This is a genomic window from Sphaerospermopsis sp. LEGE 00249 (genome assembly GCF_014299995.1).
GTDB lineage: Bacteria > Cyanobacteriota > Cyanobacteriia > Cyanobacteriales > Nostocaceae > Sphaerospermopsis > Sphaerospermopsis kisseleviana.
On sequence record NZ_JACJUZ010000031.1, the window covers coordinates 17849 to 31641 of the forward strand.

A 13793-nucleotide genomic window follows, 5' to 3' on the forward strand; every position below is an offset into this window, starting at 1 on the left:
GCTTCCCCTACTTTCTTCACTGTCACCTGTCACCTGTCACCTCAAATAACAACGGATCAAGTTGACCTTTTGTATCCAACTCATACAGATCATCACAACCGCCAATGTGTTGACTATTAATAAATATTTGGGGTACGCTACGGCGACCGTTGGCGCGTTCTGACATTTTTGATCTCGCTTCTTCGTTACCGTCTATTTTATATTCGGTAAATTTTACACCTTTCCAAGATAACAGCATTTTAGCACGTATACAATATGGGCAGGTTTGCCATGTATATATTTCTACTTTGGCTTTAATGCGTTCTGGGTGACGACCTAAAAGGGGGTTAAGAAAATCTAGCATATTTTTATTTTTTGTTATTTATATCTAGCTTAGATGATTTAGCGTGTTCTGCTTTTGCCTGTGTTGTTTCCAGATTTTTGTGATCAATTAACCGCAAAGTACGCAAAGTACACAAAGGAAGAGAAACTAGGCTAACACCTTCTTGCCTCCTGCCTCTTATTGTTAACTAGCAACTTAGGTTAATACAAAATTACTGCTATTTTCTAGCATTTTGACCACTTGGGATAATTAATAGCAGTAAAACTTAACTTTTTTCTATATGTATCCGTACTTTGGTAGACTTAAAGACTGAAATGGCCAGATAAAAACGACGCTAATATCAGCAACTGAGAGGGCAGTCCTGTGGAAAATACAATTGGTTTAGAGATTATTGAGGTTGTGGAGCAAGCAGCGATCGCCTCTGCAAAGTGGATGGGTAAGGGTGAAAAGAACACTGCTGACCAGGTAGCAGTGGAAGCTATGCGCGAACGCATGAATAAAATCTATATGCGCGGTCGCATTGTGATCGGTGAAGGTGAACGTGATGACGCTCCCATGCTTTACATCGGTGAAGAAGTAGGTATTTGTGCTAATCCCGAAGCTAAAGCACAATGCAATCCTGATGAATTAATTGAAATTGATATCGCTGTTGACCCATGCGAAGGTACTAACTTGGTAGCTTACGGACAACCCGGTTCAATGGCCGTTTTGGCAATTTCTGAAAAAGGTGGTCTGTTTGCTGCTCCTGATTTTTACATGAAGAAGTTAGCAGCACCCCCAGCAGCTAAGGGTAAGGTTGATATCAACAAGTCAGCTACCGAAAACTTGAAGATTCTTTCTGAGTGTTTAGGTCGCTCTATTGAAGAACTGGTAGTAGTTGTGATGAAGCGCGAACGCCACAACGATTTAATCAAAGAAATCCGCGAAGCTGGGGCAAGAGTACAATTAATTTCTGATGGTGACGTAGGTGCAGCTTTATCTTGCGGTTTTGCTGGTACTAACATTCACGCGCTGATGGGTATTGGTGCTGCTCCTGAAGGTGTAATTTCTGCTGCTGCTATGCGTGCTTTAGGTGGTCACTTCCAAGGTCAGTTAATCTATGATCCTGAAGTTGTGAAAACCGGTTTGATCGGTGAAAGCAAACAATCTAACTTAGATCGTCTAGCTTCTATGGGTATCACTGACCCAGATAAGGTTTATGATGCTCATGAATTGGCTTCTGGTGAAACTGTTCTCTTTGCTGCTTGTGGTATCACTTCTGGTAATTTGATGCAAGGTGTACGTTTCTTCCACGGTGGTGCTAGAACTCAAAGTTTGGTTATTTCTAGCCAGTCTAAGACTGCTCGCTTTGTAGATACCATTCACATGAATGAGCAACCCAAGGTTGTCCAACTGCACTAATTTTTGGTGATTGGTGACTGGTGATTGGTGATTGGTGATTGGAAAAATTTATTACCACCCATTACCAATTACCAATTACCAATTACCCATTACCCATTACCCATTACCCATTACAAAATTATCCATTTAAGAATTTAAGAAATAAAAGATGAATATTGCAGTGGTGGGGTTAAGCCATAAAACAGCCCCAGTAGAAGTAAGAGAAAAACTCAGTATTCCTGAACCTCAAACCGAAGGTGCGATCGCTCATCTCCTCAGTTATCCCCATATTGATGAGGTGGCTATCCTTAGCACCTGTAACCGTCTAGAAATTTACATTGTTAGCGGTGAAATTACTTACGGTATTCAGGAGGTTACTCAGTTTCTGGCAGAACACAGCAAATTACCTATTATATCTTTGCGTCAACATTTATTTACTTTGATGCACTCTGACGCTGTGACTCATGTGATGCGAGTTGCTGCTGGTTTGGATAGTTTGGTTCTCGGTGAAGGTCAAATTCTGGCTCAGGTGAAAAATACTCACAAACTGGGACAACAATTTAATGGTATAAAAACAATTTTAAATCGCTTATTTAAACAAGCTATCACCGCAGGTAAACGAGTCCGTACAGAAACCAGTATTGGTACTGGTGCAGTTTCTATTAGTTCCGCTGCTGTGGAATTAGCGCAAATTAAGGTAGAAAATTTAGCTCCCTATCGGATCGCTATTCTCGGTGCGGGGAAAATGTCGCGGTTACTTGTACAACACCTAATTTCTAAAGGTGCAACTCGAATTGCTATTGTGAACCGTTCTCGTGAACGTGCGGAAGAATTAGCAAAGCAGTTCTCAGAAGTACCTATTAAAATACATCTGTTACCAGAAATGATATCTGTGGTTTCCCATAGTGATATAGTATTTACTAGCACTTCTTCAACTGAGCCAATTTTGGATCGTGCTAAGTTAGAAATGGTTTTAGATCCTAACCACTCGTTGATGTTATTTGATATTTCTGTACCTAGAAATGTTGATGCAGATGTAAACGATTTGCCAAATGTCCAAGCTTTTAATGTGGATGATTTAAAGGCTGTTGTAGCGCAAAATTACGAAAGTCGTCGTAAAATGGCACAGGAAGCTGAAAAAATCCTAGATGAAGAGGTGGCAGATTTTGATGTGTGGTGGCGGAGTTTAGAAACTGTCTCTACTATCAGTTCTTTGCGGAATAAAGTGGAAAACATCCGCGAGCAAGAATTACAAAAAGCACTTTCTCGCTTAGGGTCAGAATTTGGTGAAAAACACCAAGAAGTGATTGAAGCTCTCACACGAGGAATAGTAAATAAAATTTTACATGACCCAATGGTACAATTACGGTCACAGCAAGATGTTGAAGCTAGACGTAATTGTATGAGAACTCTGCAAATGCTATTTAATTTAGATGCAGAAGAGCAGTTTAGTTAATCAAAGGGAACAGGGAACAGGGAACAGAAAAATCTTTATTCTGACTCCTGACTCCTGACTCCTAAAGTTTGAGTTTCTCTAACTGCTTAGTTTGTTCTTCGAGTCTCACTTGTAGGCGATCGCATACTAAATCACACAATTGAAATAATATCGGATCAGCTATTTCATAAATCACGCTGACTCCTTCGGGTGTTCTTTTGACAATACCCGCTTGAGTTAAAATTTTAAGATGCTTCGATACGTTTGCTTGTCCTAGTCCAGTCTCAGCTATGATTTGGGTTACATTCTTCGCTCCATTTTTTAAACAACACAACACCTGTAACCGACTGACTTCAGATAGCACTTTGAAATATTCTGCAACATGACTAAGAGCGCCCGGAAATATATCTGACATAAAAAACCAAAAAAAATTTTATAAGTTTATATTGACTATTTTACTATATAGTAATAGAATCATCTCATTAGGGAAAAAATTCAGGTGTAAATATGTTATTTCGCCAACTTTTTGACAGAGAATCTAGTACATATACTTACTTAATTGCTGACGATACAACAAAAGCAGCAGTTTTAGTAGATCCGGTTTTGGAACAGGTAGAACGGGATCTAAAGCTAATTGAGGAGTTAGGATTAACACTACGCTACTGTTTAGAAACTCACATCCATGCAGATCATATCACAGGTACGGGTAAATTACGTCAACTAACTGGATGTTTGGGAGTTGTACCAGCAAATGCACCAGCGAGTTGCGCGGATCAACAAATGCAAGATGGGGAAATTTTACAATTAGATTCTATTGTAATTGAAGCGATCGCCACACCAGGACATACAGATAGTCATCTAGCTTATTTAGTAAACAAAGAAAGATTATTAACTGGCGATTCTTTATTAATTCGCGGTTGTGGAAGAACCGATTTTCAAAGTGGTAATGCGGGAATTTTATTTGATGTCATTACCCAAAAAATGTTTACTCTTCCTGATGCAACTTTGGTTTATCCTGGACATGATTATAAAGGTTTTACAGTTTCTACTATTGGGGAAGAAAAGCAATATAATTCTAGATTTAAAGGACATAATCGGGACGGTTTTATTCAATTAATGAATGGGTTAAATTTACCTAATCCGCAAAAAATGATGGCTGCTGTTCCAGCAAATGAAAAGTGTGGAAATACTATTGCAGTTTAATATTGTAGGGTATTTCTCACGCAGAGGCGCAGAGTACGCAGAGCTTTTAATTGCAGAGTTTTTAATATTTAGTAAATAGTAGGATCTTGAGGAGTTTTGAGAAATGAATACTTCAACTAAACAGGAATTACAATTTGTTGATGCTGCTGGTGTTAAGGAGTTAATAGAAAAACAGCAAGTACATTTAATAGATGTGCGAGAAATGTCAGAATATGTAGGTGAAAATATTCCCGGTTCTCAAGTTTTACCTCTTTCTCAATTTCAACCAGAAAAAATTAAATTAGTTCCTGGTAAACAAGTTGTTATTTACTGTCAATCTGGAAATAGATCCAATAAAGCGGCACAAAAATTAATTCAGGCTGGATTTACAGACTTTAGCCAATTACAAGGTGGAATTACTGCTTGGAAACAGTCAGGATATCCGACTAAAGTTAATAAAAATGCTCCCATTAGTTTGATGAGACAAGTACAAATAGTTGCAGGTACTTTGGTGTTTACAGGAACTATTTTAGGGGCATTTGTTTCTCCTTGGTTTTTAATTTTAAGTGGTTTTGTGGGTGCTGGGTTGGTATTTGCAGGGGTGACTAATACCTGTGCAATGGGTATGTTATTAGCTAAGTTACCTTATAACCAACGTGGTTAAAATTGCCAACTCAGATCCCGGACTTTTTAAAGAAGTCAGGGATCTAAAAATCACGAATTACAAATTACGAATTATTATGATCTGGATATTAGGACATATTTTAGCAACGGGAATTGGTATTAGTTTAGGTTTAATTGGTGGTGGTGGTTCGGTTTTAGCTTTACCAATTTTAGTTTATGTAATGGGAGTACCAACAAAACCTGCAATTGCTATGACTTTAGTAATTGTAGGAACTGTGAGTTTAATTGGTTTAATTCCTCATTGGAAAAAGGGAAATATTAATTTTAAAAAAGCATTTATTTTCGGTTCTGCTACCATGTTGGGTGCTTTTTTAGGGGCAAAAATCGCATATTTACCATTTGTTACTGATAATTTACAAATGCTGCTATTTGCAATTATGATGCTGGTAGCAGCAAGTTTAATGATTAAGAGAAGTTTACAAAATTCCACTAAATTATCTTCAAAAGATCACTTAGAAAATATCAAAACCGAAGTTTATCAACCTCCTGTTTGTCAGTATTGTTGGTTATGGTTGTTAACTGAAGGTTTAGGTGTGGGAATATTAACAGGTTTAGTGGGAGTTGGAGGAGGTTTTGCGATTGTGCCGGCTTTAGTTATTTTGGGTAAAACTCCGATGAAAGAAGCTATTGGTACTTCTTTATTAATTTTAGTTGTTAATGCAATTTCTGGTTTTTTAGGTTATTTAGGACAAGTTGATTTAGATTGGAATTTAATCGGATCTTTTGTGATTGCTGCTAGTTTGGGTAGTTTTTTTGGTGCTTATTTATCTCAATTTATTGATGGTAAAAAATTACAAAAATATTTTGGTTATTTTTTAATAGCTGTAGCGGCTTTTGTGTTATTTCAAAATCAAAGTGCTTCTCCAAGAAAAAAATCAGCGTTAAATTGGCAAGATAAAGTAACTATTCTGAATCCTGTACAGACTGCCCAGCATAATCTATAGTAATAAAAAAGCTGTTAGGATATTAACTGATGATAAAACCTCAAGATAAAAAGATGGCAAATTGTCTTTCTTGTGATACTGTTATACAGTAATACTGTAGTGATGATAAAAATATTTATGTAGGGGTTTAGCATTACTAAATCTTTACTGACTTCTGTCTCCTACTATATCTACATAAATCGTGAATTATTAAAAATAATGTTTCTATATCTTTCTAAATTACTACCTCTATTTTTTTATCCTTTGGGATTAGCTTGTGTTAGTTTAATAGTGGCTTTGGTAACTTTGTGGAAACGTCCAAAAATTGCCGCTGTTTGTATTTCCCTATCTTTAACTTTATTATTGGTTTGTGGTAATGCTTGGGTGGCTAAAAATCTGGTGCGATCGCTAGAATGGCAAAATATCCCCATGACAGAAATACCCCAAGCTGAAGCTATTGTAGTTTTGGGTGGTGCTACTAAATCCGGAATTTGGCCTCGTCCGACGGTTGATTTAAGTGAAGCGGGCGATCGCGTGATTTATGCGGCTCAACTCTATTGGCAAAAAAAAGCACCTCTAATTATTTTAAGTGGTGGTCGCATTGATTGGCGTGGTAGCGGTTTTCCTGAATCAGCAGATATGGCTACTATTCTTACATCTTTGGGTATACCAGCCCCAGCGATTATTCAAGAACCTGATTCTTTAAACACCTATCAAAACGCTGTTAATGTGCAGAAAATTCTCGGAGAACGAGGAATTAAAAAAGTATTGTTAGTAACTTCGGCTATGCACACACCGCGATCGCTCAAAATTTTTCAGCGTCAAAATATTGATGTTATTCCTGCACCCACTGATTTTCTTGTTAGTCGGAGTGAGTTGGAAGAATTAACCAGCACTCCCAAAGCCGCTATACTAAATTTATTCCCTGATGCTGATAACTTGAATCAATTTACCAGTGCTTTAAAAGAATATATTGGACGTTTTGTTTATGGTTTGCGGGGTTGGTTGTGAGTGACTGGTGACTGGGAAAAATTCACTAATAACCAATGACTAATAACCAATGACTAATAACCAATGACTAATAACTAATGACTAATAACCTATGAGTAAAGAACTACCATATATAGTCCCATCACCTCAGCCGGAAGTTGAGGAAGTGTTTGCAGTTCACCAAACAACTGTAGAATTTTACCACGAAGTTCAGACTCGTTCGGAATTTAAACGTTATTGTGAATGGTATTACACAACCGCAGCCGAAAACCGTAGAGATTTAGAAAAAATGCGCGGCGAACTCAATATTATGGGGTGGTTTTTTCGCCGCTAAAAGAATACAGTAGCGAGTTATCAGTTATCAGTTATCTGTGACTCATGGTTTCTGACTCCTGACTCCTGTACGGGCGTTGGCAAAGCGTGCTGGAAGCATCAGCATTCGGGCAATCAATTATCAATTTTTGTCTAAGGTTATTTTCCGAATGCTTCGCCCCTACTGACTCCTATTTAAATAACCTCTAATTCATTCTCACGTAAATGAGCTTTAAATTTTTTGCTAAACTGAACTAAAATTGGCAGGTTAGCACTGACAGGTCTGCCTTGCCATTGAGTAACAACAGCAAAAATTTCCCCTTCTGATCCTTTGATGTCAAAACCCTGACCCCGATGCTCAGGATGATGATAAACTATTACTGACTCTTTTACACGAACGCGATCGCCAATATTCATAGTATTATTTATACCTAATTTTCTTGATTACTGAATTGATTGACTTGGTTGATCTTACCATATCTTGACATTCAAGAAATATAGCTTATTGGCGCTGGGGGCAGAACTGTTGTAATTCTGGGGGAAGTTGCTGACACAACCGCCCAAAAGACTGGGGTTGAAGTTGCCACCAAGCAAATAAACCTAAACTTGTACCTCCAACCAACAAAGCTAAAAATCCGCCTAAAACTAAGACCAGTTTACCCCGATTTGCTGCTTTAACAGGAGTAGAAGCTGATTCTTCACTTAGATTCAAATCCATTAAAGCTAGGGAACTCTCTGCTAAGTAATCTACTGCTGGTGATTGCGCTTCAAAGTTTTCTGTTTCTGTGTTTAGGCTCGCTACTTCCTCTGTTTCGGACGTTTCTAATACTATTGGTACAGGTGTAACAGGTACTAAATGGGCTTGGGAAGTACGGACAACCGTGAGAACAATAGATGTATTATCTTGACCGTTTTTTTCATTTGCCAATTTTACCCAGTTACGTGCTGCATCTTCCACTGTCAGTTTACCTGTTAACAGGGGAATTACATAATTCTGCCAAGATTTTTCTACCCAATCATGATCACTTAAACCATCGGAACATAATAATAAAATCCCGTCTTCTTCCAAAATAAAGCGTTTGATGGCAAATTGTAGATATTCGGCTTCTTTTGTTCCTAATGCTTGGGTGAGTGCATGGGCGTTAGCTGTTGTGATTGCTTGACGATACAAACTTTGACCAAAACACACTTCCCTGGTTGCCATATCATCATCTATGGTTAGTAGTTGACAATAGCTGGGAGTAATCCAATAAGCACGACTATCACCAACATTAGCTATATAAAGTTCATGAGTATTTTCTGATTCCCATCCTGTATTGGTGACTATACGTTGCGGTAATTGTATGGCCATGACTAACGTGGTGGCCATGCGTTCTCTACCTTGGCGGTTTTGTTCGTCGTTGCGTGACCAGATCATATTATTTACTACCCGCAAACTAGCCGCTAGTTGTTGCTGCAACAAGTCTGGGGAGACAATTTCTGTTTGTTCGGCTACATCTTGTAACCAAGCACGGATTTGTAATTTTAAGGACTGAACTGCTAGCTGACTAGCAACTTCGCCGCCTTCATGTCCGTCAATACCATCACAAACTACTGATAGATGCTGGTTTAAATAGTTGTCTATTTTATCAGTAGTATTAGGGAAACAACTGTCCTCATTGTGTTTCATCACAAGACCTGCATCTGTAAACCCAGCAACTTTCACCATTAATGGTAATTCTGCTGCTGATGCTAGTAATAATTGATTAAGTTGATGGCTAATGGTAGTAAAATCTACTTCACCTTGGCACATCTGCTGGATGATATTACTTAAACCAGGGGCTATTTCGGCTTTTGCTACCAGTACCCATGAGTGCCAAGATTGCCCTAAGTGCTGCAAGGTAAGTGTTTCTGTTGTTTGGTATAGTTCTAATAATTTGATACACCACCCTTGAACGAGTATGTTATTTGGTGATAGTAAACTTGCAGCTACTCCCATTTCTGATAAGGGTTTCCACAGTTGGAGAATTTGCCATAGCCAGTATAATTGTCTAACGGCTTTTGCTTCTTCCCATACTTCGGTAATGATGGGGTAGAGATTGCCTTTTGTATCTATAGGTGCATTTTCTAATAAGAGAATATCATTTGTGTCTTCTGTGTCTTCGGTTGTAGAAGTTGTAAATCCGTAGGGTTGGGGGATGTGTAACTTTTGTGGATATAATTTTAGGTAAGGGATAACTGCCGGTGGCAGTTCTGATGGTATTTCTGGTGCTTTTCCTGGTTGGGTATCTAGCCAAATTTGCTGTGTAATTACCTCATATCTGTCGGCAATTTTTGTTTCCGGGGGTATGTTGGCGGCGTTTGTGCCGATCGCCCACAGATAGCGGTAAACTATGGGTGTTTGGCAATTTTTACAAAGGCGATCGCCTAGATTATTAATGGGTTTTTCACAGTCGGGATTGATACAATGAATTATCCGTTCAGTAGAAATCATAAATGTATAAACTAAGGAGTTAGGAGTCAGGAGTCGTAGGGGCGAAGCATTTGGAAAACAACCTTGGACAAAAATTCATAATTTATCGCCCGAATGCTGATGCTTCCAGCACGCTTCGCGAACGCCCGTACAGGAGTCAGGAGGAAGAAGAACTAATTTCTGTACTTTGCACTTTATACTTTGCACTCTGCACCCTGCACTGAGTCAAGAGAATAGTTAAGTCAGAAATTATAAAGATTTAATAATTTTCAAAAAAGTTTAAGTATAATACTCAAAGTTTGATTTATGCTACATATTCTATTTTTGAGCTTGAGTTGTGAGTGTATAAATTATAAAGAAATTCAGGTGATTTTAGATCAAATTGGGATGTTAATTACTAGAATAGGAATCAAATATGTTTGTATGCTCTTGTTGATAGGCTTGTACTTGAAAGCAAAAATTGGGAAATCAAAAATTTCTTTCCGTAAATAGTGATGGTTGAGATGTAGTTAATCACAAAATAATATTGGGGTTAATTTTTTGTTTTTATTGTCTGGGATGGCGTTATGCCAACTTTTACCTTAATCTGGCTGGTAGCAGGAATAATCCTGTGTTTGATGGAACTTTTGTTACCAACTGCCTTTGTAGAATTTATGATGGGAATTAGTGCCTTTGCGGTGGCGCTACTTTCTTATTTGGGTTTGATCAGTTTATGGCTACAAGTTATTCTTTGGCTGTTGCTTTCCACGGTTTTAGTTGTGTTTTCCCGCAGGTTTTTACAACCACCAACACGCAGATCAAAAATCTCTGATGCGGTGATTGGCGAAACTTTAACAGAAATTTTACCAGGTCAGGCGGGACGGGTACTATATGAGGGTAATTCCTGGCGGGCTAGATGTGATGATGACAAACTCAGTTTAGCACCAGGGCAAAAAGTTTATGTGGTCAGTAGAGAAGGTACGACTTTGATTGTAATGCCAGAAAATATTTTATGACAGGTGACAGGTGCTACGCCACGGTGACAGGTGATAGATAAGAGTTTTCAAAGCATCGTATTTGCGGAGATTTATAAAAATGGGTCAGTTTTTATTGTTACTTGCTTTGGCTTTTGGGGGCGGTACTGTTGTCCTCAAATCAATTAGAGTGATTAATCAAGGTGATGAAGCTTTGGTGGAAAGTTTGGGTAGTTATAAGAAAAAGCTTGGTCCAGGCTTAAATATGATTAATCCTTTTTTTGATAATATTGTGTATAAGCAAACGATTCGGGAAAAGGTTTTAGATATTCCTCCTCAGCAATGTATTACCCGTGACAATGTTTCCATTACTGTGGATGCGGTGGTGTATTGGCGGATCGTGGATATGGAGAAAGCTTATTATAAGGTAGAAAATCTCCAGTCAGCGATGGTTAATTTGGTTTTAACTCAAATTCGCTCGGAAATGGGACAATTGGAGTTAGATCAGACTTTTACTGCCAGAACTCAAATTAATGAAATTCTGCTGAGAGATTTAGATATTGCTACTGATCCTTGGGGTGTAAAAGTTACACGAGTGGAATTGAGAGATATTATCCCATCTAAGGCTGTGCAAGAGTCTATGGAATTGCAAATGTCCGCAGAAAGACGGAAACGGGCAGCAATTTTAACATCTGAAGGTGATCGAGAGTCGGCGGTAAATAGTGCTAGAGGTAAAGCAGATGCTCAAATTTTGGATGCGGAAGCGCGACAAAAGGCGATAATTTTACAAGCGGAAGCGGAACAAAAAGCACTTATTTTAAAAGCGCAAGCGGAAAGACAGCAGCAGGTTTTGAAAGCACAGGCGATCGCGGAGTCAGCAGAAATTCTTGCCCACAGAATGACAGCTAACGCAGAAGCACACAAAGCCATAGAAGTTCTCATGGCCTTGGGTTATTTGGATATGGCGACTATTATCGGTAAGAGCGAAAGTAGCAAAGTCATGTTTATGGACCCTCGTAATATTCCCGCTACTTTTGAAGGTATGCGTTCCATTGTTTCTGATCTTCCTAATGGTTCTCAACCTTTGTTGGAAAATAGGGACTAGGTTATTATCTCATCTTGTGGGGTAGGCATCTTGCTTGCCTTGTATAATTAGGGTTTGCTGAGAAAGTCTTTCCGTGAGGGCATAGGAGTCAGGAGTCAGGAGGAGATTTGAAAATTTCTTTGCCATCTCTTGAAATCCCAAAAAATGCACACTTTTTCCGGTATACCCTTCAAAACCCTTGCACTAATTTCTGTGTTTATCAGCCTCTAACCTTTGATATATCAAGGTTTTAGGTTTATTCAGCAAACCCTAATTAGCGGGCAAGATACCCGCACCACAAGAAACACTTGTATATCTTTTTATTTGTCAGTCCCTTAATAAAAACTCTTACCTGTCACCTGTCACCTGTCACCTACGTCCTGACATTTATTACACAGTCCGAAAAATTCTAGGGTGTGGTAAAATACTTTAAATTTATGGCTGGTTTGTAACTCGTTTTCTAGTTCATGGACTGGACATTGATGGATAGGTATGGAAAGACCACATTGTAAACAGGTGAGATGATGTTTATCTTGTTGGGTTAAACTATACAAAGCCTCACCATTAGATAAAGTTCTCACCTGTACTTTACCTTCGAGTTTCAAAGCTTCTAGGGAGCGGTAAACTGTGGCTAAACCCATGCTTTGACTACAGTTACGTAATTCTATGTATATGTCTTGTGCGGAAATTCCTTGTTTGATGTTTTTCAATAGGTTTAAAATTCGCTCTTGACTGCGGGTACGTATAGCTTTCATAGTAATTTTGGCTTTTAGATTGGGACTGGAAAATAAAAATTTTTTTGTATCTTATGTGACTAGTTTAAGTTACCATATCTGATATGAGCTTTTTTGATTGGCTGGCTGATAGATTAACTTTAACCAGTCTGTGATTCTATTTTCACTCAGTTGGAACATAAAAGTTATAGGATAGCGATCGCACCATTCAGCAAAAGTTACCCCCCTCATGCAAAGGAAGTATTTAGCTAAAATTTTTGTGACTCTTCGGCCTTCAGTTCTCGATCCTGCTGGTGTCGCCGTACAAACTAGCTTAAAACAAATGGGACATGAAACCGTTGAACAAGTAAGAATTGGTAAATATATTGAATTAACCACGATTGCACCCGATGAAGCTATAGCGAATCAAGATGTGAAAAATATGTGTGAGGAACTGTTAGCAAATACTGTGATCGAAAACTATCGTTTTGATTTGATTGAAGTAGAATCTCAAACTGGTGTTTTTTAGGTAATGGGTAATTGGTAATGGGTAATTGGTAAAAACTTCTTTACTGTCACCTATTCCCTATTCCCTATTCCCTATTCCCTATTCCCTATTCCCTATTCCCTATTCCCTATTCCCTATTCCCTATTCCCTATTCCCTATTCCCTTATTTATGAAATTCGGTGTTTTAGTTTTCCCTGGTTCTAATTGTGACCGTGATTCTGCGTATGTGACTAGAGACTTACTCGGACAACCAACACGGATGGTTTGGCATCAAGAGACGGATATTAGTGATATAGATGTAATTATAGTCCCTGGGGGCTTTAGTTACGGTGATTATTTGCGTTGTGGGGCGATCGCTCGTTTTTCTCCTGTAATGCAGGAAGTTGTCAATCACGCACAAAAAGGTAAGTTTGTCATCGGTATTTGCAATGGATTTCAGGTATTAACTGAAGCTGGTTTGTTGCCGGGTGTGTTAACGAGAAACCGAGATTTACATTTTATTTGCGATCGCTCTCCCTTAAAAGTTGAGCGTAATAATTTACCTTGGACTCATGGTTATACAGAGGGAGAAGTGATCACTTTACCCATTGCCCACGGAGAGGGTCGATTTTACGCTGATAAGGATACTTTAGCAGCAATTGAAGATAACGGACAAGTGGTATTTCGTTATCACGGAGAAAACCCCAACGGATCATTAAATAACATTGCAGGGATTTGCAATTTGCAAGGTAATGTGTTAGGAATGATGCCACATCCTGAACGCGCAGCAGATCAAGCATTAGGTAATACTGATGGTTTACGCTTGTTTGCGGGTTTGTTGGGGAAGGTTGCAGCTTTGATTTAGTCTTGTATTTG

The 13793-nt window shown here is 38.6% G+C and carries 16 protein-coding genes; 11 read left to right on the plus strand and 5 right to left on the minus strand.

All coding sequences use genetic code 11. From position 1 onward, the window contains the following. Positions 1-22: 22 nt before the first annotated feature. The gene (gene grxC / locus H5968_RS12395) at positions 23-343 is read right to left on the minus strand and encodes a glutaredoxin 3 (RefSeq protein ID WP_187040198.1); all 321 of its coding nucleotides are present in this window, start codon (positions 341-343) and stop codon (positions 23-25) included. 342 nt (positions 344-685) lie between these two features. On the opposite strand from grxC, the gene glpX reads away from it, so the two are divergent. Together glpX and H5968_RS12405 are read left to right on the plus strand one after the other, a co-directional pair. Beyond that, positions 686-1723 carry a class II fructose-bisphosphatase gene (gene glpX, locus H5968_RS12400; protein ID WP_096572048.1) on the plus strand — a complete coding sequence of 346 codons (1038 nt, stop codon included), beginning with the start codon at positions 686-688 and terminating at the stop codon, positions 1721-1723. A gap of 148 nt (positions 1724-1871) precedes the next feature. Further along, positions 1872-3158, plus strand: coding sequence for a glutamyl-tRNA reductase (locus tag H5968_RS12405; RefSeq protein ID WP_187040199.1), 1287 nt, complete (start codon positions 1872-1874; stop codon positions 3156-3158). A gap of 61 nt (positions 3159-3219) precedes the next feature. On the opposite strand, the gene H5968_RS12410 is transcribed toward H5968_RS12405, so the two are convergent. Next, the gene (locus H5968_RS12410) at positions 3220-3552 is read right to left on the minus strand and encodes a helix-turn-helix transcriptional regulator (protein ID WP_096572046.1); all 333 of its coding nucleotides are present in this window, start codon (positions 3550-3552) and stop codon (positions 3220-3222) included. 92 nt (positions 3553-3644) lie between these two features. Here H5968_RS12410 and H5968_RS12415 point away from each other — a divergent pair, with 92 nt between their 5' ends. The 5 genes from H5968_RS12415 (at position 3645) to H5968_RS12435 (ending at position 7250) form a co-directional block, all read left to right on the plus strand. Further along, positions 3645-4340, plus strand: a complete 696-nt coding sequence (locus H5968_RS12415; protein ID WP_187040200.1) for an MBL fold metallo-hydrolase — start codon at positions 3645-3647, stop codon at positions 4338-4340. 103 nt (positions 4341-4443) lie between these two features. Next, entirely contained in the window at positions 4444-4983 is a 540-nt protein-coding gene (locus H5968_RS12420; protein ID WP_187040201.1) for a rhodanese-like domain-containing protein, read from the plus strand. Between the two features lie 76 nt (positions 4984-5059). Then, a complete protein-coding gene (locus H5968_RS12425; RefSeq protein ID WP_187040202.1) occupies positions 5060-5947 on the plus strand; it encodes a sulfite exporter TauE/SafE family protein in 888 nt (295 codons plus the stop codon). A gap of 198 nt (positions 5948-6145) precedes the next feature. Further along, positions 6146-6937, plus strand: a complete 792-nt coding sequence (locus H5968_RS12430) for a YdcF family protein (protein ID WP_187040203.1) — start codon at positions 6146-6148, stop codon at positions 6935-6937. A 91-nt stretch (positions 6938-7028) separates the two neighbouring features. Beyond that, positions 7029-7250, plus strand: coding sequence for a hypothetical protein (locus H5968_RS12435; RefSeq protein ID WP_096572041.1), 222 nt, complete (start codon positions 7029-7031; stop codon positions 7248-7250). Positions 7251-7423: 173 nt separating this feature from the next. Here the strand turns inward: H5968_RS12435 and H5968_RS12440 are convergent, their stop codons facing one another. Further along, positions 7424-7645, minus strand: a complete 222-nt coding sequence (locus tag H5968_RS12440) for a ferredoxin-thioredoxin reductase variable chain (RefSeq protein WP_096572040.1) — start codon at positions 7643-7645, stop codon at positions 7424-7426. Positions 7646-7730: 85 nt separating this feature from the next. Continuing rightward, positions 7731-9701: a PP2C family serine/threonine-protein phosphatase gene (locus tag H5968_RS12445; protein ID WP_187040204.1), complete on the minus strand. Its 1971-nt coding sequence runs from the start codon at positions 9699-9701 to the stop codon at positions 7731-7733. Positions 9702-10246: 545 nt separating this feature from the next. On the opposite strand from H5968_RS12445, the gene H5968_RS12450 reads away from it, so the two are divergent. Both H5968_RS12450 and H5968_RS12455 read left to right on the plus strand, forming a co-directional pair. Beyond that, a complete protein-coding gene (locus tag H5968_RS12450) occupies positions 10247-10675 on the plus strand; it encodes an NfeD family protein (protein ID WP_187040205.1) in 429 nt (142 codons plus the stop codon). 79 nt (positions 10676-10754) lie between these two features. Then, positions 10755-11738, plus strand: coding sequence for an SPFH domain-containing protein (locus H5968_RS12455; protein ID WP_187040206.1), 984 nt, complete (start codon positions 10755-10757; stop codon positions 11736-11738). Positions 11739-12079: 341 nt separating this feature from the next. Here H5968_RS12455 and H5968_RS12460 read toward each other — a convergent pair whose 3' ends face one another. Beyond that, on the minus strand, positions 12080-12472 hold the full coding sequence (locus tag H5968_RS12460; RefSeq protein WP_187040207.1) for a Fur family transcriptional regulator: 393 nt from the start codon (positions 12470-12472) through the stop codon (positions 12080-12082). A gap of 208 nt (positions 12473-12680) precedes the next feature. Here H5968_RS12460 and purS point away from each other — a divergent pair, with 208 nt between their 5' ends. Continuing rightward, positions 12681-12959 carry a phosphoribosylformylglycinamidine synthase subunit PurS gene (purS, locus tag H5968_RS12465; protein WP_096572035.1) on the plus strand — a complete coding sequence of 93 codons (279 nt, stop codon included), beginning with the start codon at positions 12681-12683 and terminating at the stop codon, positions 12957-12959. Positions 12960-13107: 148 nt separating this feature from the next. Beyond that, the gene (gene purQ / locus H5968_RS12470; protein WP_096572034.1) at positions 13108-13782 is read left to right on the plus strand and encodes a phosphoribosylformylglycinamidine synthase subunit PurQ; all 675 of its coding nucleotides are present in this window, start codon (positions 13108-13110) and stop codon (positions 13780-13782) included. Positions 13783-13793: the final 11 nt, after the last annotated feature.